This window comes from Pseudomonas botevensis, assembly GCF_019145475.1.
Classification (GTDB): Bacteria; Pseudomonadota; Gammaproteobacteria; order Pseudomonadales; family Pseudomonadaceae; genus Aquipseudomonas; species Aquipseudomonas botevensis.
The window spans coordinates 46,388-67,965 of the sequence record NZ_JAHTKI010000014.1 but is presented as its reverse complement, the minus strand read 5'-3'; the positions used below and the strand labels follow the sequence as shown (position 1 = coordinate 67,965).

Annotated in this window: 27 protein-coding genes; all 27 read left to right on the top strand. The window is 62.3% G+C overall.

Features of this window, described 5'->3' with window-relative positions; translation table 11 throughout:
* The first annotated feature begins 9 nt into the window (after window positions 1-9).
* The 27 genes from KVQ74_RS18405 to recA all read left to right on the top strand — a co-directional run bounded on the left by KVQ74_RS18405 (window position 10) and on the right by recA (window position 21,577).
* The gene (locus KVQ74_RS18405; RefSeq protein WP_217832599.1) at window positions 10-1,038 is read left to right on the top strand and encodes a phage late control D family protein; all 1,029 of its coding nucleotides are present in this window, start codon (window positions 10-12) and stop codon (window positions 1,036-1,038) included.
* A gap of 138 nt (window positions 1,039-1,176) precedes the next feature.
* Complete coding sequence (locus KVQ74_RS18400) at window positions 1,177-1,761, top strand: phage tail terminator protein (protein ID WP_217832598.1); 585 nt, start codon at window positions 1,177-1,179, stop codon at window positions 1,759-1,761.
* Window positions 1,758-1,937, top strand: coding sequence for a DUF2635 domain-containing protein (locus KVQ74_RS18395; protein ID WP_217832597.1), 180 nt, complete (start codon window positions 1,758-1,760; stop codon window positions 1,935-1,937). Before KVQ74_RS18400 ends, KVQ74_RS18395 begins: the two co-directional genes overlap by 4 nt.
* The gene (locus KVQ74_RS18390; protein WP_217832596.1) at window positions 1,937-3,433 is read left to right on the top strand and encodes a phage tail sheath subtilisin-like domain-containing protein; all 1,497 of its coding nucleotides are present in this window, start codon (window positions 1,937-1,939) and stop codon (window positions 3,431-3,433) included. The genes KVQ74_RS18395 and KVQ74_RS18390 overlap by 1 nt, the downstream gene beginning before the upstream one ends.
* 67 nt (window positions 3,434-3,500) lie before the next feature.
* A complete protein-coding gene (locus KVQ74_RS18385) occupies window positions 3,501-3,848 on the top strand; it encodes a phage tail tube protein (protein ID WP_007908779.1) in 348 nt (115 codons plus the stop codon).
* Window positions 3,845-4,141: a phage tail assembly protein gene (locus tag KVQ74_RS18380; protein ID WP_003222226.1), complete on the top strand. Its 297-nt coding sequence runs from the start codon at window positions 3,845-3,847 to the stop codon at window positions 4,139-4,141. Before KVQ74_RS18385 ends, KVQ74_RS18380 begins: the two co-directional genes overlap by 4 nt.
* Before the next feature lie 130 nt (window positions 4,142-4,271).
* A complete protein-coding gene (locus KVQ74_RS18375; RefSeq protein WP_217832595.1) occupies window positions 4,272-6,155 on the top strand; it encodes a phage tail protein in 1,884 nt (627 codons plus the stop codon).
* Entirely contained in the window at window positions 6,152-7,387 is a 1,236-nt protein-coding gene (locus tag KVQ74_RS18370) for a DNA circularization protein (protein WP_217832594.1), read from the top strand. The genes KVQ74_RS18375 and KVQ74_RS18370 overlap by 4 nt, the downstream gene beginning before the upstream one ends.
* Before the next feature lie 3 nt (window positions 7,388-7,390).
* Window positions 7,391-8,434 carry a phage baseplate assembly protein gene (locus KVQ74_RS18365; RefSeq protein WP_217832593.1) on the top strand — a complete coding sequence of 348 codons (1,044 nt, stop codon included), beginning with the start codon at window positions 7,391-7,393 and terminating at the stop codon, window positions 8,432-8,434.
* Window positions 8,435-8,516: 82 nt separating this feature from the next.
* Window positions 8,517-9,026 carry a phage baseplate assembly protein V gene (locus KVQ74_RS18360; protein WP_217832592.1) on the top strand — a complete coding sequence of 170 codons (510 nt, stop codon included), beginning with the start codon at window positions 8,517-8,519 and terminating at the stop codon, window positions 9,024-9,026.
* Window positions 9,026-9,424: a phage GP46 family protein gene (locus tag KVQ74_RS18355; protein WP_150594499.1), complete on the top strand. Its 399-nt coding sequence runs from the start codon at window positions 9,026-9,028 to the stop codon at window positions 9,422-9,424. The genes KVQ74_RS18360 and KVQ74_RS18355 overlap by 1 nt, the downstream gene beginning before the upstream one ends.
* Complete coding sequence (locus KVQ74_RS18350) at window positions 9,414-10,454, top strand: baseplate J/gp47 family protein (RefSeq protein ID WP_217832591.1); 1,041 nt, start codon at window positions 9,414-9,416, stop codon at window positions 10,452-10,454. The genes KVQ74_RS18355 and KVQ74_RS18350 overlap by 11 nt, the downstream gene beginning before the upstream one ends.
* Window positions 10,445-11,044 carry a YmfQ family protein gene (locus KVQ74_RS18345; RefSeq protein WP_217832590.1) on the top strand — a complete coding sequence of 200 codons (600 nt, stop codon included), beginning with the start codon at window positions 10,445-10,447 and terminating at the stop codon, window positions 11,042-11,044. The genes KVQ74_RS18350 and KVQ74_RS18345 overlap by 10 nt, the downstream gene beginning before the upstream one ends.
* Before the next feature lie 14 nt (window positions 11,045-11,058).
* Window positions 11,059-12,216, top strand: coding sequence for a phage tail protein (locus KVQ74_RS18340; RefSeq protein WP_217832589.1), 1,158 nt, complete (start codon window positions 11,059-11,061; stop codon window positions 12,214-12,216).
* Window positions 12,213-12,728, top strand: coding sequence for a phage tail protein (locus KVQ74_RS18335; protein ID WP_217832588.1), 516 nt, complete (start codon window positions 12,213-12,215; stop codon window positions 12,726-12,728). Before KVQ74_RS18340 ends, KVQ74_RS18335 begins: the two co-directional genes overlap by 4 nt.
* Window positions 12,729-12,864: 136 nt before the next feature.
* The gene (locus KVQ74_RS18330; protein WP_217832587.1) at window positions 12,865-13,959 is read left to right on the top strand and encodes a phage tail protein; all 1,095 of its coding nucleotides are present in this window, start codon (window positions 12,865-12,867) and stop codon (window positions 13,957-13,959) included.
* Window positions 13,960-13,966: 7 nt separating this feature from the next.
* Window positions 13,967-14,533: a tail fiber assembly protein gene (locus KVQ74_RS18325; RefSeq protein ID WP_217832586.1), complete on the top strand. Its 567-nt coding sequence runs from the start codon at window positions 13,967-13,969 to the stop codon at window positions 14,531-14,533.
* 21 nt (window positions 14,534-14,554) lie between these two features.
* The gene (locus KVQ74_RS18320; protein WP_217832585.1) at window positions 14,555-15,481 is read left to right on the top strand and encodes a glycine-rich domain-containing protein; all 927 of its coding nucleotides are present in this window, start codon (window positions 14,555-14,557) and stop codon (window positions 15,479-15,481) included.
* Entirely contained in the window at window positions 15,481-15,936 is a 456-nt protein-coding gene (locus KVQ74_RS18315; protein WP_217832584.1) for a phage tail assembly chaperone, read from the top strand. The genes KVQ74_RS18320 and KVQ74_RS18315 overlap by 1 nt, the downstream gene beginning before the upstream one ends.
* 26 nt (window positions 15,937-15,962) lie before the next feature.
* The gene (locus KVQ74_RS18310) at window positions 15,963-16,883 is read left to right on the top strand and encodes a gp53-like domain-containing protein (RefSeq protein WP_217832583.1); all 921 of its coding nucleotides are present in this window, start codon (window positions 15,963-15,965) and stop codon (window positions 16,881-16,883) included.
* A gap of 2 nt (window positions 16,884-16,885) precedes the next feature.
* The gene (locus KVQ74_RS18305; protein ID WP_217832582.1) at window positions 16,886-17,326 is read left to right on the top strand and encodes a phage tail assembly chaperone; all 441 of its coding nucleotides are present in this window, start codon (window positions 16,886-16,888) and stop codon (window positions 17,324-17,326) included.
* Window positions 17,327-17,354: 28 nt separating this feature from the next.
* Window positions 17,355-18,515 carry a glycine-rich domain-containing protein gene (locus KVQ74_RS18300; RefSeq protein ID WP_217832581.1) on the top strand — a complete coding sequence of 387 codons (1,161 nt, stop codon included), beginning with the start codon at window positions 17,355-17,357 and terminating at the stop codon, window positions 18,513-18,515.
* Window positions 18,515-18,769 carry a hypothetical protein gene (locus KVQ74_RS18295; RefSeq protein WP_217832580.1) on the top strand — a complete coding sequence of 85 codons (255 nt, stop codon included), beginning with the start codon at window positions 18,515-18,517 and terminating at the stop codon, window positions 18,767-18,769. Before KVQ74_RS18300 ends, KVQ74_RS18295 begins: the two co-directional genes overlap by 1 nt.
* Window positions 18,770-18,802: 33 nt before the next feature.
* A complete protein-coding gene (locus KVQ74_RS18290; RefSeq protein WP_217832579.1) occupies window positions 18,803-19,369 on the top strand; it encodes a glycoside hydrolase family 19 protein in 567 nt (188 codons plus the stop codon).
* Window positions 19,348-19,866 (top strand): lysis system i-spanin subunit Rz, encoded by a 519-nt coding sequence (locus KVQ74_RS18285; protein WP_217832578.1) that lies wholly within the window; start codon window positions 19,348-19,350, stop codon window positions 19,864-19,866. The genes KVQ74_RS18290 and KVQ74_RS18285 overlap by 22 nt, the downstream gene beginning before the upstream one ends.
* 68 nt (window positions 19,867-19,934) lie before the next feature.
* Entirely contained in the window at window positions 19,935-20,435 is a 501-nt protein-coding gene (locus KVQ74_RS18280; RefSeq protein WP_217832577.1) for a CinA family protein, read from the top strand.
* A gap of 83 nt (window positions 20,436-20,518) precedes the next feature.
* Window positions 20,519-21,577: a recombinase RecA gene (recA, locus tag KVQ74_RS18275; protein ID WP_217832576.1), complete on the top strand. Its 1,059-nt coding sequence runs from the start codon at window positions 20,519-20,521 to the stop codon at window positions 21,575-21,577.
* Window position 21,578: the final 1 nt, after the last annotated feature.

The following is a 21,578-nucleotide window of genomic DNA, read 5'->3' as shown; positions in this document are numbered from 1 at the left end:
GGAGGCAGCATGGCACAGGGATACACGCCGGCCATCGAGATTTACGGGGCCAATGCGACCCTGCTCAATCAGCGTCTGATCAGTTGGAGTCACATCGATGCCGCCGGGCTGGAATCCGATCAACTGACGCTGGTGATTGATCTGGAGGGTCTTGAGGGGTTGCCGACCCTGGGCGGGATGATCGGTCTGCGGGTCGGCTATCTGGAGTCCAGACTGGTCGACAAGGGCCAGTTCAAGGTGACGCGTCTGACACCGACGCTGTTCCCTTTGAGCCTCACGCTGGTCGCCACCGCAGCGCCTTTCAGCGCCAAGGACGAGACCGGATTCAAGCAGCGGCGCACGGCCAGCCATGGCCCGACCACGCTCGGCGGGCTGTTTCGCGAGCTGGTGTCGCGGCATGGATTTTCGCCACGCGTCGACCCCGAGCTGGCGCTGATCAGAATTGCCCATGTCGATCAGTCGAATGAAACCGACATGGGCTTTATCACACGACTGGCGAGCAAGTACGACGCGGTCGCCAAACCGTTCAACGAACTGTATGTGCTGGCGAAGCCGGCGCAGGTCAAATCGCTGTCGGGTCAGGTGCTGCCGGACGTCAGGTTGTCGGTCACCCGCAACAATCGACCGGGCGATCACGCCTTCATCAGCGCCACCCTGGAGGAAACCGCCCGCACACAGAATCAGGGTTGCAAAACCTGCTTCTGGGACGCTGCCGCCGGGTTGCTCAAGGAAGTGATTACCGGCTCCGAGCCGTACAAGGTCATTCGTCAGAGGCAGGCAAGCGAAGAGGAAGCCAAAGCCATCGGTGAAGCCGAAGTGCGCAAGATGCTGCGCGAGAAATACAAGCTGAAGATCACCTGCCCGGGCGATCCGTTGCTGGTTGCCGAAGGTCTGCTGGTGCTCGATGACAGCTGGCCGGATTTCATGCGCGGTCGCTGGTCGATCGAAAAGGTCACCGCCAGCGGCAAGCGCGAGGAAAGCTATCGCTGCCTGATCGAAGCGAGCGGCCTGGACCCCAAGGCAGCCTCCAAGGACTGACTCACAGCCCTTTGTAAGAGCGGGCTTGCCCGCGAATTCGACATGTCGGCTTGCCAACACGTCGGGTGTGTCGACCCCCCGCGGGCGGCCTGCTCCCACAGGGCTACGCCTGTTTCTCTTATTTTCTGGAACGCCCCCATGAAGATCACCCCGATCCTCACGCAGTTGCGTGCGCAATGCCAAAGCCTGGCCAACCACATTGCCGTGGGGGTCGATCTGGCGCTGTTGCAAGGCAACCCGGATCTGCCGATGCCCTCGGCCCATGTCATCCCGCTGGCCGATCAGGCCAGCACCAGCACCGCCCAAAACCTCACCCGCCAACCGATCCGCGACCGCTTCGACATCATCCTGGTGCTCGACGCCACGGATGCCACAAAAGCGCTGGATCTGTTGCACGACCTGCGCGCTGAACTGTGGCGTGCGCTGGTGGGTTTCAAGCCGGGCAGCGACTACAGCGCGGTCGTCTATGACGGCGGCGAAATGGTCTCGATCAACAGCAGCCGCGTCCTGTACCGGCTGCGCTTTTTTGCCGAGTTCCAGCTCGGCCGCAATCTGCCAAGTCAGCCTGCGGAGAGTTGGCACGAACGTGAACTGGACGGTTTGTCGTCCTTTACCGGGGTCACCGTGCGGGTCGATGCGATCGATCCGGCCGACCCCAACCTCAAACGCCCAGGCCCCGACGGGCGCCTGGAAATGACTTTCTCTGGAGACGTAACCCCATGAGCAACCGCATCACCGTAGTGCCGGCCGCAGGCCGTGCCGTGCCGGACCCGGAGGCGGGCGATCTGCTGCCTCTCGAAGGTCGCGAAGTGCTGGACAGCGCCTGGTGGCGCCGGCGTCTGGTCGACGGCGATATCACCCTCAAAACCGCAAAAGTCAAAGCACAGGGAGCCAAATAATGGCTATCGGATTCAGCAACATCCCCGCGGACATTCGTGTACCGCTGTTCTATGCCGAAATGGACAACTCGGCCGCCAATAGCGCGACGTCGAGCATGCGTCGGCTGATCGTGGCTCAGGTCAACGACAACATCGCCCCGACTGAAGTCGGCAAACTGGTGCTGGTTTCCAGCGTCGCACTGGCAAAAAGCATCGGTGGTCAGGGCTCGATGCTCGCCTCGATGTACGAAACCTTCCGCAAGGCCGACCCGATCGGTGAGATCTGGTGCCTGCCGCTGCACAACGCTGAAGGCAGCGTCGCCAAAGGCGTGCTGACCCTGACCGGCACCGCCACTCAGGCCGGCCTGCTGAACCTGTATGTCGGCGGTGTCCGCGTACAGGCCACCGTGGTCAACGGTGCCACCGCTGCCCAGGCGGCGACTGCCCTGGCGCAGAAAATCAACGCCAGCGCCGACCTGCCGGTGAGCGCTGCGGCCGCCGAAGGTGTGGTTACTCTGAACGCCAAATGGACCGGCGACAGCGGCAACGACATCAGCCTGCAATTCAACCGCCTGGGCAAGAGCAACGGCGAAGAAACCCCGGCCGGCCTGACCACTGCAATCACTGCCATGACGGGCGGCGTGGGCGTGCCGGATCAGGTCGCAGCCGTCGCTGCGCTGGGTGACGAGCCGTTCGAGTTCATCGCACTGCCGTGGTCGGATCTGAGCACCCTCAACACCTGGCAAGCGGTGATGGACGACAGCACCGGTCGCTGGTCGTGGGCCAAGCAACTGTTCGGTCACGTCTACAGCGCCAAGCGCGGCACCGTCGGCACGCTGGTGGCGGCCGGTCAGGCGCGCAACGACCAGCACATGACCATCCAGGCGCTGGAGCCGGGCGTTCCGCAACCAGTGTGGGTACAGACTGCCGCACTGGCGGCGCGCACGTCGGTGTTCATCTCCGCCGACGCCAGCCGTCCGACCCAGAGCGGCAGCCTGCCAGGTGTCGATCCGGCGCCGGCGAGCGAGCGTTTCACCCTGACCGAGCGTCAGTCGCTGCTCAACTACGGCATCGCCACCGCGTACTACGAAGGCGGCTACGTGCGCATCCAGCGTTCGATCACCTCCTATCAGAAGAATGCTTATGGCCAGGCTGACAACTCCTACCTGGACAGCGAAACCATGCACCAGTCGGCGTACATCGTGCGTCGCCTGCAAAGCGTGATCACCAGCAAGTACGGCCGGCACAAACTGGCCTCCGACGGCACCCGTTTCGGCGCCGGCCAGCCGATCGTCACCCCGGCCACCATTCGCGGTGAGCTGATCGCCCAGTACGCCAAGCTCGAACTGGAAGGTCATGTGGAGAACGCCGAGCTGTTCGCCGAGCACCTGATCGTCGAGCGCGACGTGCAGGATCCGAGCCGCGTGAACGTGCTGTTCCCGCCGGATTACATCAACGGTCTGCGCGTGTTCGCACTGCTCAACCAGTTCCGTCTGCAGTACGACGACGCAGCCTGAAAGCTGCTTCTGACTGCTTGATTCCAGCCCACCTAGCGTGGGCTTTTTATTTGAAGGGAGTAACACCATGGGTCAACTGATTGCAGGCACCTGCTACGTCAAAGTGGACGGCGCGCAACTGACCATCAACGGCGGCTGCGAAGCGCCGCTGATGGCCGTCAAACGAGAAACCGTCGTACCGGGTTTCTACAAGGAAACCGACATCGCGCCATCGTTCAAGGTGACCGCGCTGCACACCGCCGACTTCCCGCTGAAGAAGCTGATCGAAGGCACCGACATCACCGTCACCTGCGAATTCAGCAACGGCAAGGTCTACGTGCTGGCCGGTGCCTACCTGGTCGAAGAGCCGGTTTCCAAGGGCGATGACGCCACCATCGAACTGAAATTCGAAGGCATCAAGGGGACCTGGCAATGAGCGGCGCCGTGAAGCTTCAGGTTGCGATCGAAGCTCACGGCGAGCCCCTGACCGAACTCGTCCTGCGCCGTCCGACGGTGCAGGAAGTGCGAGCGATCAAGGCGCTGCCGTACAAGATCGACAAGAGCGAAGAGGTCAGCCTCGACATGGACGTCGCGGCCAAGTACATCGCCGTGTGCGCCGGCATTCCGCCGTCGTCGGTCAACCAGCTGGATCTGGCTGACCTCAACGCGCTGAGCTGGGCCGTTGCGAGTTTTTTCATGAGTGCGGCGTCGGAGCCATCACCGACCTGATCGCAGTCGCCTATGACCTGGCCTGGTTCTGGAAGGTTGACCCCGAACAGATGATGGCCAGGCCACTGGATGTGCTCCGCGAATCGCTGGAGCACGCGCAACGGATCAATGCGATGCAGCAGGTGCAGTGATGGCAGACGAAGACAAAGCAAAACCGGTGCTGATCACGGGCATCGATGAACTGTCACCCAAGCTCGGCGCTCTTTCGAAGAAGGTCGAGAGTTTCAAGAAAAACCTCGAACAGGCCGGTCTGGGCAAGATCGACATCAGTGGCCTGTTCAAGGGCGGCAGCGTGGTCACGCCGTTCGTGGAGGGGATCAAGTCGGCGGCGGCGTTTCAGGGCAAGCTGGCCGAGGTCAGTGAGTCGGCAAAAGCCGTCGACCTGCCCGAAACACCGAAAGCCGCCGCGCAAAACCTTAACGTGTTCAGTGACGCCATGGCGAAAGTCTCGACGGCGGTGGACGCGGCACTGGTGCCTGCCGTCGGGGCGCTGGTGGTGGGTCTGGAGCCCATGCTGACTCAGGTCGGCAGTCTGCTCGCCGACAACCCGAAACTGGTTGAGGGACTGGCGGCTGGCGCCATTGTGTTCTCGGCCATGCAGACCGCCATCACCGGCGCGACACAAGTCATGGACGTGATGAGCATGGTGCTCAAGACCAACCCGATCATGCTGATCGCCATGGGCATTGCCGTGGCGGCCGGTCTGATCATCGCCAACTGGACACCGATTTCCGCATTCTTCACGGGCCTGTGGCAAGGCGTGAAAGATGCAGCGGCCGACGCCATGGCGAGGCTGCGCTCGGTGCTCGATTGGCGCCCGCTGCAAGCGCTGGCGGCACTGTGGCAACCGGTCGCCGGGTTCTTCTCGGGTATCTGGGACAAGGTCAAAGCGGTCACCGCACCGGTGATCGATTTCTTCAAATCGGTGTTCTCGTGGACACCGGCCGGCATGATCCTGGAGAACTGGGCGCCCCTGACCGGGTTGTTCTCGGCGATCTGGGAATTGCTCAAGGCGTTGAGCGTGCCGCTGATGTCGTTCCTCAAAGGGCTGTTCGACTGGACGCCACTGGGTATGGTCATCAAGAACTGGGGCGCGATCAGCGGCTTCTTCGCGTCGATCTGGGCCACCCTGCAACCGGCGGCGCAGGCCATCAAGGGCTTCCTGGCCAATCTGTTCGACTTCTCGCCGATGCAGATGATCGTCAGTGCCTGGGGCGCGGTGGTCACGTTTTTCGAGCCGATGTGGGTGCAGTTGCAAGCAGCGGGGCAAGTGGTCAAAGACTTCTTCGGCACGCTGTTCGACTACTCTCCGCTGGGGATGATCGTCAACAACTGGGGCAGCATCGTCACGTTCTTCGAGCCGATCTGGGCCGCGCTGCAAACCTCGGCGCAGCAGGTCAAAAGCTTCTTTCAGAGTCTGTTCGAATGGTCGCCGCTGGAACAGATCGCGATGTACTGGCAGCCGATCAGCGAAGTGTTTTCGGCGCTGTGGGGCGTGGTGCAGGCACTGGCCGCGCCGGTGCTGGAGTTCCTGCACAACATGTTCGAGTGGACACCGTTGGGGCAGATCATCAAGAACTGGGGGCCGATTACCGAGTGGTTCGGCGAGTTGTGGCAGAAGCTGCAAACCGTGATTGCGCCGATCAAGGAACTGTTCGACGGTGGTTTCGCCGGGCTGATCGCCAAGGTCACCGGGAAGGTCGAAACGTTGACCCAGGCGCAGCGCCAGACCAATGCCGAAGGCAAGGGTGAACTGGCGCCAGCGTTCTTTGGTGCAAGCCAGGCACCGGCGGCGAATGGCACGTTGCAGGGCGGCTCCCTGCCGCAGACCTCCAGTAACCTGATCCAGCAAAGCGCCGCCAACAACCGGACGCAACTCGAAGGCGGCCTGACCGTGCGCTTCGAAAATGCGCCGGCCGGGCTGCGTACCGAACAACCGCAAACCAACCAGCCGGGCCTGGCCGTGTCGTCGCGCATCGGCTATCGCTCGCTGTCCATGGGAGGTGCTCAATGAGCTGGCGTGATCGTTTGGTGCCGGCATCGTTTCGCGGTGTCGGTTTTTGGGTCGATCAGGCGAAAACCCCGGTCGGCCGCAAAGGTCAGTTGCATGAGTATCCGCAACGCGACCTGCCGTTTTTCGAGGATCTCGGCCAGCAGGCCAAGACCCACGACCTGACGGCGTTTATCGTCGGCCCCGATTGCCTGGAGCAGCGCGACAAGCTGCTCAAGGCACTGGAGCAGGGCAGCGGCGAGCTGGCGCATCCGTGGCTCGGACGCTTGCAGGTCAAGGTCGGCGAGTGCGACATGACCCACACTCGCCAGGACGGCGGGCTGGTCACGTTCACGCTGAAGTTCTACCCCGACCTGCCGTTGCCGTTCCCGACCGCCACTGTCAGCACCCAGAAAGTGCTGCTGGCCAAGGCTGATACCTTGCTTGGGTCGGCGGTGGCGCGTTTCGAGCAGGCGATGACCCTGATCAAGGCTGCGCGCATTGGCATCGCCAATCTGCGCAACAGCCTCACCGGGGTTTATGAGGTGATCAAGGAGCAGTTGCAGCCGCTGATCGACCAGTACCGGGAAATCACCGAACTGGTCAAAGCGGTCAAGGAACTGCCCAAGGAAGTGGCGGCGGAGTTCAAGGGTTTGCTTGGTGATATCAAGGAGCTCAAGGCCTTCGCGAAGGAGGGTTACCGTGGCGTGATTGCCGACGTGTCCCAACAACTCGAAGCGATCCGCAAGGCCGATGCACCGAAGATCACCACCGGCACCGACACCAACGCGGCGGCGCAGGCGGTGGCCAATCTGGTGCAGGACACCCTGATCGTCAAAGTGGCGCAGTGGGTCGGCTCGATGCCGGTGGCGACCAGACCGGTCAAGCTGACATCGACCACCACTGTCGCCCAGCAGGCGGATAAACCCGTTGTGCGCGCAGAGGTGCCGGTCAACGATGACATCACCCATTTGCTCAAACAGGTGGAAGAGGTGCTCCAGGGGGCGGAATACAAGGCCGATCCCGCGCACTATCAAGCCATTGCCGATGTGAAGGACGCGATTGGCGCGCACCTCAAGGCGGTTGCCTCGTCCGGTGTGCGGCTGATCAGCAAGTCGTTTCAGGAGAGTTTTCCGGCCGTGGTGGTGGCGTACAAACAGTTTGCCGATGCCACGCGGGTCAATGAAGTGACGCAGCGCAACGGCATCAACCATCCCGGGTTCTCGCCCAATGATGTGAAAGTCTCAAGGGAGTGAGCCATGGATGAGCAGGACAACCGTGTCACGCTGACCGTCAACAATCTGGAATACGGCGGCTGGAAAAGCGTGGAAATCAGCGCTGACCTGGAGCGCCAGTTCCGCACCTTCAAACTGGATATCACCTGGCAATGGCCGGGCCAGACCACCGATCAACGCATCAAGCCCGGTGATCCGTGCGAGGTGCGGATCGGCAAGGATCTGGTACTCACCGGCTACGTGTTCAAGGCGCCGATCCGTTATGACGGGCGGCAGATCAGCCTGACCGTCGAGGGCAGTTCGAAGACCCAGGACCTGGTCGATTGCGCTGCCACCAATCGCCCTGGGCAATGGCAGGAGCAGCCGCTGCTGACCATCGTCCAGGCACTGGCGATGGAATATTCGCAAATGGTGGTCAACGAAATTCCCGAAACCGCACGGCTGACCAAACACACGATCGTGCCGGGGGAAACGGTGTTCCAGTCGATTGATCGGCTGCTGTCGTTGCTGCGGGTGTTTTCCACCGATGACGCTGAGGGCCGGCTGGTGCTGGCCAAACCGGGCAGCGGCGGTCGCGCCAGTGATGCGCTGGAGCTGGGCAAGAATATTTTGTCGGCCAATGCACCGATGGATTACAGCCAGGTGTTTTCCGAATACCGGGTGATCGGCCAGCAGAAGGGCACGGACAAGCAGAGCGGGGCGGCGGCCAGCGAGGTCGAGTCGGTGTCTGCCGACCTGACCTTCAAGCGTCGGCGCACCACGGTGATCAACGAAGGCACGCAACTGACCTTCGAGCTGGCGCAACAACGTGCCCAATGGGAAAGCGCGACCCGCATGGGCCGTGCGCTGACCACCATCTATCAGGTGCAGGGCTGGCGCCAGTCCAACGGTGATCTGTGGCGCCACAACACGCTGGTGAAGGTCAAGGATCCGGTCCTCGGTTTCGATGAGGACATGCTGATTTCCAAGGTGACGTACTCGCTGTCGGCGCAAGGCTCGGTCACCACCCTGCAAGTCGCGCCGACGCACACCTTCGACGCCAGTCCCGCGCCTGCGAAGAAAACCTGAGCCCGGCTTCAGCGGCACACCCTTCACCCTGTGGACATGGGCTTGCCCGCGCCCACAGGATTCCGACCTCTGAGGACACCCCATGAGCCTACTGACACGCCTTCTGGCGCGCGGCACTGTCGTGCTCGCCAGTTCGGCATCCAAGCTGCAATCGCTGCAAATGCGCCTCACCGCCGGCGAAGTGAACGATGACATGGAGCACTTCGAACCCTACGGTTTCACCAGTCATCCGCTGGCCGGCGCCGAGGGCGTCGTCACGTTTCTCGGCGGTGACCGCTCCCATGCCATCGCCCTGGTGGTCGCCGACCGCCGCTACCGTTTGCAGTCGCTGGCGGCTGGCGAGGTGGCGATCTACACCGACGAGGGCGACAAGATCCACTTCAAGCGCGGACGGGTCATCGACATCGAAACCGCCACGCTGAACATCCGCGCCAGCACCGCCGTCAACTTCGACACGCCGGTGATCAACCAGACCGGAAAGATTGTCTCCAAGGGCGATCAGGTCGCGGGCGCCATCAGCCAGATCAAGCATGTGCATGGCGGCGTTCAGGGCGGCAGCGGACAGACCGCCGCGCCAGTGGGAGGCGCCTGATGTTTATCAGCCAGAACCTCCACGCCGCGCTGACCCGCGCGGTGCTGATCAGCCTGTTCACCTGGCGCCGCGCCGCCGATGACGATGCCCTCGACGACGAGGAGCGCTACGGCTGGTGGGGCGACACGTTCCCCACGGTGGCCGACGACCGCATCGGCTCGCGACTGTGGCTGCTGCGTCGGGTCAAGCTGACGCGCCAGACCCAGATGGACGCCGAGTTCTATGCCCGCGAAGCCCTGCAATGGCTGATCGACGACGGCCATTGCAGCGCCATCGACATCATCAGCGAACGCCTCGACGCCCAGCGCCTGAACCTGCGCACGGTCCTGACCCTGGCCGACGGCGAACGCCTGGACATCAATCCCGATAACAGTTGGCAGGTGATCTATGCCGTTTGAAACCCCTTCGCTGCCGGTGCTGATCAAGCGCACCCAAAGCGACCTGGCCGGCGATTCGCTGCGCCAGTCCGATGCGCAAGTCCTGGCCCGCACCCTCGGCGGTGCCGCTTATGGTCTGTACGGTTACCTTGACTGGATTGCCGAGCAGATCCTGCCCGACACCGCCGACGAGTCGACCCTGGAGCGGATCGCCGCCTTGCGCCTGAACCAGCCGCGCAAACCGGCGCAAGTCGCCACCGGCAGCGTCAGCTACAGCGCGACCGCCGGTGCGGTGCTGGATGTCGACACGCTGCTGCAATCCAACGATGGCCGCACTTACAAAGTCACCGCCGCGCGCACGAGCGTGAACGGCGTCAACAGCACCAGCATCGCCGCGCTTGAGGCCGGCAGCCTGGGCAACGCCGATGCGGGCCTGACGCTGACGCCGGTGCAGCCGATCACCGGGATCGTCGGCAACAGCTTTGTGGTGCTGGCGCCGGGGCTCAGCGGTGGCGTGGCCCGGGAAAGCCTTGAATCGCTGCGCTCGCGGGTGATTCGTTCCTACCGCGTCATCCCCCATGGCGGTTCGGCCAGCGACTACGAGACCTGGGCACTGGAAGTGCCGGGCGTGACTCGTGCCTGGTGCCGTGGCGGCTTCCTCGGGCCAGGCACGGTCGGCGTGTACATCATGCGCGACGACGATCCGCAACCGGTGCCCAACGCCGATCAACTGGCCGAGGTCCAGGCCTACATCGATCCGTTGCGCCCGGTGACCGCCGAAGTGCATGTGCAAGCGCCGGTGCAGGTTCCGGTGGTCTATCAACTGAAACTGACCCCGGACACCACCGCCGTGCGCGCCGCCGTCGAAGCGCAGTTGCGTGACTTGCACAACCGCGAAGCCGACCTCGGCGAGAAGCTGTTGATCAGCCATATCCGCGAAGCGATCAGCAGCACCAGCGGCGAGAACGACCATGTGCTGACGGCGCCGGTGGCCGATGTCAGCGCAGCGGCCAATCAACTGCTGACCTTTGGAGGTTGCGTATGGGGGTGATACGAACCGCCGCGCAATACCAGGCGCAATTGCGCGCACTGCTGCCCAGCGGCCCGGCATGGGACCCGGAGCGGGTGCCGGAACTCGAGGAAGTGCTGCAAGGCGTCGCCGTCGAACTGGCCCGTCTCGACGCCCGCGCTGCTGACCTGCTGAACGAGATGGACCCGACCGGCGTCAGCGAACTGGTGCCGGACTGGGAGCGGGTGATGAACCTGCCTGACCCGTGCCTGGGCGCCACGCCGCTGTTCGACGACCGCCGCCTCGCGGTGCGTCGGCGTCTGCTGGCGGTCGGCAGCCAGGCCATCGGCTACTACCTCGACATCGCCAAGAGCCAGGGCTACCCCAACGCGACCATCACCGAATACGAAGCTCCGCGCATGGGCCGCGCGCGATTCGGCGCGGCGCACTTCGGCACCTGGGAAGCGCAGTTCATGTGGACACTCAACACCGGCGGCCGCCTGCTGCTCGGTCGACGTTACGGCGCCAGCTATTGGGGTGAGCGTTTCGGCGTCAACCCGGGCTCGGCGCTGGAATGCCTGATCCACCGCAGCGCACCGGCGCACACCAAGGTGCACATCAACTATGACTAGGGAGGAGTGACGGGATGGATTATCCAAAAAGTGTACCCAGCGCCGGTCTGGTGAACGGGAAGTTTGTCGATGAGAACCCCTTGACCGGGACCCCGGGGTCGCTGATTCCGGCGGACTGGGGCAACGGTGTCACGCAGGAGATTCTCAGTGTCATCAAGGCCGGGGATCTCACCCCGGATGAGAAGAAATACGATCAGTTGTTGCAGGCGATTCAATCGGTGACGGCCAAGGGCTGGAACCAGGATCTGGCCTTGCCACTGACGGCGCTGCCGCTGCCCACGGTGGCAACGGCTGACGGGCGTCTGCCGATCACACCGGCAGGCGTTTCCACCAGTGGCGGGCGCGTGTCGGTGCCGGCAGGCGTGTATGTCAGCATCGGCCAGGAAGTGCTGGCCGGGCAGTTGGGTCGCTCGCGTACGTTCCAGACGAGTGCCTGGAGCAGTGCCGACCTGCTGCCCAGCTCCGCGTACTTTTTGCGGGCGCAGGTGATCGGTGGCGTGCTGACGTTTTACATGCAGCGCGGCACGATTTACGACGTTGCGCCCGAGTCGCTGAAGGGCACCGCCAACGGCGCATCCGGCGGTGGATTCCAGTCTTCGGTGCTGGACATGTGCCTGGCCTGGGTCGTGACCGGGGCGCCGGGTTCGGTGCCGGTCGTGCGTTCGATCTATAACCGCGCACGTCTGGTCTGGACGCAAACCGTCAATGGCACTGGCGCGGTGTTTCTGCCGCTCGATCCCCATGCCCGGGCCGCACGATTGGTGGCGGGTAACCCGACGCCTTCACCGACGGCGGTGACCAGTGTCGCGTTTCCATCGACCGGTTGGGCGGGGGGCAACTACAGCTTGATGAATCCGATTTCGACCGGGATTGCAAGCCATGCCGCCGGCTGGAACCCGGCAACACCGTACCCATGCACCATCTTCACTAACAACATCGTCAATGACGTCACGGTCTCCACGTTGATGGCCAGTTTTGATCACACCCAATTGCGTTCGCTCTGGCAGTCCTACCAGGCCGAGCACAATCTGGCGCAGACCGTTGCCGACAGCGATGAGCTGTTGCTCAGCATGGGGATCAAGAGCCATCCGGTGACGGACTACAGCGTCGGTATTGCGATCAACTTTGCGGACGCCGTGAACGTCCAGCTGACATGGGAGCTGATTCGATGATCGTCATTCAGGAACTCCATCAGATCGATGGTGAGCTGCGCCTTCCACAACCCTCGGCCGCCCATGACTGGGACGGCGAGCAGTGGTTTGTGAACGAAGACAAGGTCGTCTTGCTGCAACAGCAGGAAGCCGAAAGCCTTTGCGCCCAAGTCGACGTGGCCGCTGACAGCGCCCGCAACACGCTGGCCGGCGATCCGCTCAAGGCCATGGAATACGCCCAGGCCGCTGCTGACGCCCAGGCCTATCAGGACGCCGGTTATCCGAAGAAAGAGGTGCCGCTGTCGGTGGCTGCGTGGGTCGCCAAGGGCCGCACGGCCAAACAGGCGGCCGAGCAGATTCTCGCCAAAGCCGAACAGCTCACCGACCACCTGCTGACCTTGCGCACCCTGCGCCTGAAGACCAAGACGCAGATCCGCGCTCAGGCCGCCAAGGGCAATATGGATCTGGCGCGCATCGCCGGTGATGAAGCACTGGCTGCCATTCGCGACCTGCTAGGCAGTCAAGGCGCCTAGTCGCGTCCCCTTCGTTCTGCCTCACCCAAGCCCACTTTGACGTGGGCTTTTTATTTTCAGAAACAGACCGTGAGCGGCGTTGCCAAGGCGACAGCGGGGCGCGGTGCATTTGTTATTTCAGAGGAACGAAAGACTTATGGACTATCCAAAAAGCGTCCCCAGCGTCGGCCTGGTCGATGGCCGCTTTGTCGATGAGAACCCGGTGGCGGGCACGCCCGGTTCGTTGATTCCGGCGGTGTGGGGTAACAGCGTGACTCAGGAAATCCTGAGTGTGATCACGGCAGGTGGATTGGTGGCGGCGGAAGCGGACACCAGCCAGTTGCTCAAGGCAATTCAGTCGATTGTCGGGACATCCAGCCCGATGCGTTCGGTGGTCACCCGGCTTGCGGCTTCAAAAACACTGATCGATCAAGAGCTGGGTCTGGTACTGATCGATGGCGGCCCCGCTCCCGCGACCATCACTCTGCCGGCAGCGAACCCTGCGCTGGGCGTGCGCGACGTGATTGTGCGTCGTGTGGACAACAGCGGTAATCGTCTGGTGGTGCAAGCGTCCGGTACAGACCGGATTCGCTTTCACACACATCTTTCCGCCAGCGGTTATGCGTTTCTGGTGCTGATGGGGGCTGGCGACTGGTGGCATCTGCGCAGCGATGGTGCGGGCAGTTGGTGGCCGTTGGGCCGCTTTGACAGCACTGCGCTGGGGCGTCCGGTTTTCGAGACGACCACGGCGCTCAATCCCGGTGGTTATGGTGCCCTCAACGGCACGCTGTTCAACCGTGCGCAATGGCCGTGGTTATGGGATTTTGCCCAGGCGTCCGGGGCACTGACCACCGAAGCGGGGCGGGCGGGAAGGGAAGGTGGCTGGACCAGCGGTGACGGTGCGTCGACCTTTCGCATACCGGAGGTGCGCGGCGAATTTCTGCGGGTACTCGATGAGTCCAGAGGCCTGGATACCGGACGCGCCTCGGGCAGTTTTCAGGGGCATTCCCTGCAAAGCCATAACCATTTTCTGCCAACAGGCACGGGGTCGACGTTCCGCCCCGCGCCTTGCATTCCGGACACGTCATTCGCATTCACCGACGTCAACTACTCGCCAACCAATACGACGGTTGCAACGACGTATCCCAACCCGGCATTCGACTCCGATACCTACATCGGCACCATCGGTAATTTCTCGGCCGAGACCCGTCCGCGAAACATCGCTTATCCCGGCCGCATCAAACTGATCTGAGGTGTACATGTTCAATTACCTGATAGACGACAGCGGTGCGTTGTCCGGGCCTGTCGAGTTTCCACTGGTGCCGGGTATCGGTGTGCAACTGCCGAGCAACGCTGTAACGCTGGGCGTCGAGCTTTCTCCTGCGGCCGAGGGGTTCGCTTGGGCCTATGTCGGCGGCGCCCTGCAACAGCAACCCGACCTGCGCGGTGACGTGTACCGCACCGACACCGGCACTCGGCAAACCTGGACAGCATTGGGCGGGTTGCCGGACGGCTTTACCCGCGAGCCATGGCCGGGTGGTTTTCATGTCTGGTCCGATGGCGCCTGGCAGCTTGATGAGCAGGCCCGGTTGGCGGATTCGAAAAGGCTTGCGTTCGTTCGACGCGATGCTTTGTTGCGCGATGCCGTCCTGCGCATCGCCCCGCTGCAATACGCCGAAGACATCGGTGATGCCAGCCACGACGAGCAACTGCAACTGCTCGACTGGAAGCTGTACAGCGTGGAGTTGAACCGTATCGAAAAACAGAGCGGTTTCCCCGAGGAAATCACCTGGCCGGCAGTGCCCGGTGCGGTGTTAGACGTCTGATACGTTCCGGAGAACGATGTAATGGACTATCCAAAAACCATCCCCGGCGTCGGTCTGGTCAACGGCGGGTTTGTCGATGAAAACCCCGTGGCCGGAACGCCGGGGTCGTTGATCCCCGCTGCGTGGGGCAACAGCGTTACCCAAGAAATTCTCAACGCCATCAAGGCCGCCGGGCTGACGCCTGATGAAGCGAAAACCGACCAGTTGGCGACGGCCATCGGTGCCCTGGTCGACTTCACCAAACTGAAAAACACCCCGACCACGTTGAGCGGTTATGGCATCAGCGATGCCACGGGGCGACTGTTGGCGGTCAAGCAGTTCGACACGGTCGGGATCACGGTTTACCGGCCCGATCCCAGGGCCAAACGGATCCGTGTGCGGTTGGTCGGGGCTGGCGGTTCGGGGGGCGGTAGCGGCCCGATTCCGGCCAACTCGGTAGCCATTGGCGGTGGCGGTGGATCGGGCGCCTATGCCGAAAGCCTGTATGACGTCACGCCGGAAATACTCGCCGGCGTACCTATTTCTCTGGGTGCCGGCGGTGCTGCGCGCAGCGCAATCGGGCAGGCCGGCGGTGGTGCATCTTTTGGTGCCTACATGAGCGCTGCGGGCGGCATGGGGGGGCAGATCCTGACTGTCGCCGTGACGGCAACGGCGTCCGGGTTTGTTCAGGGCGGAACCGGAGGCCAGGTGGTCACGGGCGGCAATCTGATCAATGCGCGCGGCGTGTCCGGAGGTTTTGCGATGTTCAACAACAATTGGGGAGTGCTCTCCGGTGGTGGTGCTGCAAGTCCGTTCGATGGCGGCGGCCCCTTCACCGGTGTGAACGGAAATGGCTGGGCGGGCGTTCGAGGTTCGGGCAGCAGCGGCACCTGCTCCAACAGTACGTCCGCTACGGTCGTGAGTGGCATTGGCGGCAACGCCTTCTGTGAAATCTGGGAGTACGCGTAATGGCCCGATATGCACGAATCGAAAACGGTGTAGCGGTCGAGCTGATCGATACCGGTGATTTCGACATTGCCCAGCTGTATGCCCCGTCGTTTGTCGAAGCCATGGTGCCGGTGCCCGAGGGTATTGAGGTCGAAATTGGCTCTCCCTTGGGTGACCTCCAGCGCCGCGCTGAACCTGCGCCCGTGCCGGAGACCCCAATGTTGACCCAGGCGACATCGATCATGAATGACGAGCCGGCGCGCACCTGGCGCGAGTCCCGGCTGTCAGGCACTCAATGGCTGATGACCCGCCATCGCGACGAGCAGGAATTGGGTCGCGTCCCGACGCTGTCCGCCGGGCAATATCTGGCACTGCTCGAGTATCGTCAGGCCCTGCGCGACTGGCCGGCGACGGATGGTTTTCCGGCCGCGGCAACCCGGCCTTCAGCGCCGCTGTGGTTGGCCCTGGAAGGCTGACGCGAATTTTTACAAGGAGATGATCGATGGACTATCCCAAAAGTGTGCCCGGCGTCGGGTTGGTGAATGGCCGCTTCGTGGATGAAGATCCGCTTGCCGGTACTCCGGGTTCGTTGATCCCGGCAACCTGGGGCAACGGCGTCACCCAGGAAATTCTCGGCGTTGTACAGGCTGCCGGAATGACACCGGACGAGGCGAACACACACCAGTTGCTCGACGCGTTGCGCAGTCCGGCGTTGTTCGCCACGGCGGCGCAATTCGATGTCAGCCGATCCGCCGCGACGTCCGAATTCGTGCAGCGGGCGCTTGGCAATTACGCCAGTGCGCGAAGCATTTCCGCTGCAACGCAATTGACCTTGGCGGATGTGGGCTGCTCGATCGGTTTGGGCGGAAATGCCGCTTACACCGTGACGCTGCCGGACACCGCTTCGGTGCCCAGCGGCGCCACTATCAGCCTGCATTGCCGAAACAGCGCAGCGGTCACGGTAGCCAGCAAAACCGGTACGCAGATCAGCCCACAAGGGGCGTATCTGAGTTCGATCGTGATGAACAACGGTGAAAGCGCGACCTTCGTGCGCGAGTCCGGTGTCTGGGTCGTTTATGGCACGGCAGCGCTGAAGTATTCGGCTTTTTTCGCGGCGCAGTTTTCCCCGTCGGGTTATCAGAAGTTTCCCGGCGGGTTGATCCTGCAGTGGGTGACGGGGGGATCCGATGCGAACGGCAACATGACCGTGTCGTTGCCGATGACGTTTCCCAATGCTGTGCTGGGCGGTGTCGCCAACGAAGGCTATCCGGCAGGTTGGGGCTCCTCCAACGTGACCGTCTGGGCGTTTGACGCGGCGAATTCCACTACAACGACAGCCGCCGCCCGGGTTCGAAATGTCATCGCCTCGAGCGTAAAAGCCGAGCCGGGAATTTCAGGCCGCATATTGGTTTGGGGACGATAACCATGGCTATTTATTTTTACGCACAGACACGCGGTTTTGACCTGGTCGACAGCCCCTATCCGGAGTTGCCCGAGGGGGCCGTGGAAATCACCCGCGCCCAATACACCGAACTCTTTGCCGGACAGGCCACCGGCAAGATCATCAGCGCCAGTGCCAGTGGGCAGCCGCTGCTGATCGATCCGTTCATCTCCCCGGAAATCCTGGCCGCCCGCGAGCGCGCATGGCGCAACAACATCCTGCAAGCCACGCAATGGCTGGTGCTGCGCGACGCCGAGGAATTGGAGATGGGCGAGGGTACGACGCTGCGCGCCGAAGAGTTCAAGCAGCTGCTCGCCTATCGCCAGGCACTGCGCGAATGGCCGAATGATCCGGAGTTTCCGCAGGTGCGTTCGCGCCCCGTCGAGCCGGACTGGCTTGAAGATTTGTTACAGGCCAACGGCTGAGGCGTCGGCCTTGTCATGAGGAATTGAAGTGGACTATCCAAAAAGCGTTCCCGGCATCGGGCTGGTGAACGGCAAGTTTGTAAACGAAGACGCGGTTGCAGGATTGCCGGGATCGCTGATCCCGGCGACTTGGGGCAATGGCGTGACCGATGAGCTGTTGAATGTGGTCAAGGCCGCAGGGCTCGAGCCGAGCGAGAGTGACGCCACACAATTGCTGCTGGCGGTGAAGAAGATCAGTCAGGCGGGCGAGGACAAGCACGCGGCGGATATCGGCGCGGCCAATCTGTACATGGCCAACTATGCACCTGCCATTACTGCGCTCAAGGATGGTCTGGTGCTGCGCTTCACCGCCGGCAATGCCAATACCGGAGCGAGTACGTTCGCGCCGAATGGATTGTTGCCCAAGCCGCTCTTGAGCCAGGCGCTCAGTGCATTGCGGCCTGCCGAAATCGTTGCGGGTAGCCTGTGTTCGGTGGTGTACAGCGCGGCTCGGGATAGCTGGCTGCTGGTGTACGCCAGTGGTGGCAACTCTGTGAGTGGACGCTTGCTGGGGGTCAGGACATTTACTGCCAGCGGGGTTTATACGCCCACGGTGGGGATGAGGAATGTACTGGTCAAAGTGGTGGGTGGCGGTGGTGGTAGTACGGGTATTGCTGCGACGAACTCAACTCAGATCTCGGTCGCGGGAGGAGGTGCTTCCGGTGGCTACGCCGAGGCTTGGTTATCGTTCGAAACGGTAAATACCAGTCAGGTCATTACCGTGGGAGCGGGTGGAGCAGGTGGATCGACCAATACGAGTGGGGGACCGGGTGGGACCAGTTCGCTCGGTACGCTGGTTTCCGCGACCGGAGGGGGCGGCTCCCCTTACAACGATCCACTGACGTTGCCCGGCTTCGGTCTGTATGTCGGAGGTTTTCCCAGCGGCAAACCGTCAGGGGGAAATATCGTCAATACTGCCGGAGCCGCAGGCAGCCCAGGTATATGCCTCACCGGTTCGATACTCGCCGGTCACGGTGCCAACACTGCGTTGGGTAACGGTGGATTTGGTAGTAGTGTCGCATTGAGTCTGGCAGCGCCGGGAAGCGGTTACGGAGCGGGCGCGGGTGGCATTGCAAACTCATTCAGTCAGCCTGCAAGACCCGGGGGCGCAGGAGCGCCAGGCATTGTGATCATCTACGAGTACGCCTGATGAAAACCTACGCACGCATCGTCGAAAACACCGTGGCCGAGCTGTTTTCCACCGAAGGCAATATCAGCGAAATGTTTCACCCGGATCTGCTCTGGGTCGACATCACCGATGTCATTCCAGCGCCACAAATCGACTGGACGGCGAACTTCGGCACCCTCGGCTGGGTGTATTCGTCCCCTGAGTCTCAGGTGCAGGACGGCACCCTGAAAACTCTGGCAAAAAAGTGGCTGGCGGGGTTTTCCGGCCAGTCATGATTCAATCGGAGCATCCAGGGAGAACCAAAAATTATGCAATTAACTGAACAGGATCTTTTGAACATCCTGCCCAACGCCCGCTCCCAAGCGGGCGTTTTTGTTTCCGCGCTAAACACCGCCATGGCCGGCCATCACATCGACACGCCCAAGCGTGTCGCGGCGTTTCTCGCGCAGGTCGGGCATGAGTCGGGGCAACTGCAATACGTGCGCGAACTGGGCAACAACCAATACCTGAGCAAATACGACACGGGCACGCTGGCGCTGCGTCTGGGCAACACCCCTGAAGCCGATGGCGACGGGCAGAAGTACCGTGGTCGTGGGTTGATCCAGATTACCGGGCGCAACAACTATCGCCAGTGCAGCCTCGGGCTGTTTGGCGACGAGCGTCTGCTGGCGTTGCCGGAACTGCTCGAGCAACCGCAGTGGGCGGCCGAGTCCGCCGCGTGGTTCTGGGCGCAAAACGGCTTGAACGAACTGGCCGACCGTGATCAGTTCAACAGCATCACCCGGCGTATCAACGGCGGGTTGAACGGTTTGCAGGATCGCCTGGACATCTGGGCGCGGGCGAGGGCGGTGCTATGCCAATCCCCTGGCGTCTGATCGGCAGCCTGTTGCTTGCCGTGGTGGCTGCTGCCCTGGCGTGGCAGTTTCAGGACTGGCGCTACGGCCGGCAATTGGCCGAGCAGGCCCGATTGCACGCCGAAACCCTCAATCAACTGACCCTGACGGCTGCCAGCGCGCAACAGGCCGAGCAGGACAAGCGTCTGGCCCTGGAGCAACGGCTCACGGCCAGTGAACAGACCCATTACCGAGCCATGAGCGATGCCCAACGTGATCAGGATCGCCTGCGCGATCGTCTTGCCACTGCTGATCTGCGCCTGTCAGTCCTCGTCGATGCCGGCGACGTTGCCAAGGGCTGCAACCTGCCCGCCGCCTCCGGCCCCGGCGGCGTGGATCATGCAGCCGTACGCGCCCGACTTGACCCGGCGCATGCTCAACGAATTGTCGCCATCACCGACACCGGCGACCGTGGATTGATTGCCCTGCAGGCCTGCCAGGCCTATATCAGAGCGCTGGCGCCCGCACATTTTGAATGACTCTGTGTCTTGAAAGCGCAATCGGCTCGTGTACGGTGGTGCTCATTCCACTCGATCCGGAGAGCGTCGTGAAAGAGATCACTCAACTGGCTGCCGAACTTGGCCGACGTCTGCAATTGCTCAACGCCCATGTCACCACGGCCGAGTCCTGTACCGGCGGCGGGATTGCCGAAGCGATCACACGGATCCCGGGGAGTTCGGCGTGGTTCGAGGCCGGTTATGTGACGTACTCCAACCGGCAGAAAACCCGCCAACTGAATGTCCCGGCGCCGCTGTTCGACAGCGTCGGCGCGGTCAGTCGCGAGGTGGTCGAAGCCATGGTGCGCGGTGCGCAGCAAGAAAGTCTGGCGCGCTTTGCCGTGGCGGTCAGCGGCGTGGCCGGCCCGGACGGCGGTTCACCGAGCAAACCGGTGGGTACGGTGTGGCTGGCCTGGGGCGTGGGTGACGCGGTTTCCAGCGAGCTGCAGCACTTTGCCGGTGACCGCGACGAAGTCCGCCGACAAACGGTCAAGGCCGCGCTAGAGGGGCTGCTGCGACTAGCGGCACGAGAAATCGAAAATCAGGGGTAGGCGATCCTCGAGCGCTGTGGTGTAATACTGTCTACTTATACAGGTGTTGGCCGTCAGGCCTTATTGATTACGTGAGGACTTTAATGGACGACAACAAGAAGAAAGCCTTGGCTGCGGCCCTGGGTCAGATCGAACGTCAATTCGGCAAGGGTGCCGTAATGCGTATGGGCGATCAGGACCGTCAGGCGATCCCATCCATCTCTACTGGCTCTCTGGGTCTGGACATCGCGCTCGGCATTGGCGGTCTGCCAAAAGGCCGTATTGTTGAAATCTACGGTCCTGAATCTTCCGGTAAAACCACACTGACGCTGTCGGTGATCGCCCAGGCGCAAAAAGCCGGCGCGACCTGCGCATTCGTCGATGCCGAACACGCCCTCGACCCTGAATACGCCGGCAAGCTGGGCGTCAACGTCGACGACCTGCTGGTTTCCCAGCCGGACACCGGCGAACAGGCCCTGGAAATCACCGACATGCTGGTGCGTTCCAACGCGGTAGACGTCATCATTGTCGACTCCGTAGCCGCCCTGGTGCCGAAGGCTGAAATCGAAGGCGAAATGGGTGATATGCACGTAGGCCTGCAGGCCCGTCTGATGTCCCAGGCGCTGCGTAAAATCACCGGTAACATCAAGAACGCCAACTGCCTGGTGATCTTCATCAACCAGATCCGGATGAAGATCGGCGTGATGTTCGGCAGCCCGGAAACCACCACCGGTGGTAACGCGCTGAAGTTCTACGCTTCGGTCCGTCTCGACATCCGCCGTACCGGCGCGGTGAAGGAAGGCGACGAAGTGGTCGGTAGCGAAACCCGCGTTAAGGTTGTGAAGAACAAGGTGGCTTCGCCGTTCCGTCAGGCCGAGTTCCAGATTCTTTACGGCAAGGGCATCTACCTCAACGGCGAGATGATCGATCTGGGCGTGCTGCACGGCTTCGTCGAGAAGTCCGGCGCCTGGTATGCCTATGAAGGTGCCAAGATCGGTCAAGGCAAGGCCAACTCGGCCAAGTTTCTGGCGGATAATCCGGAAGTCGCTGCACGACTCGAGAAACAGTTGCGTGACAAGCTGCTGTCGACAGCAGCGGTCGCTGACGCCAAGGCTTCTGCGGTCAAAGAGACCGAAGACGACCTGGCTGATGCTGATATCTGAT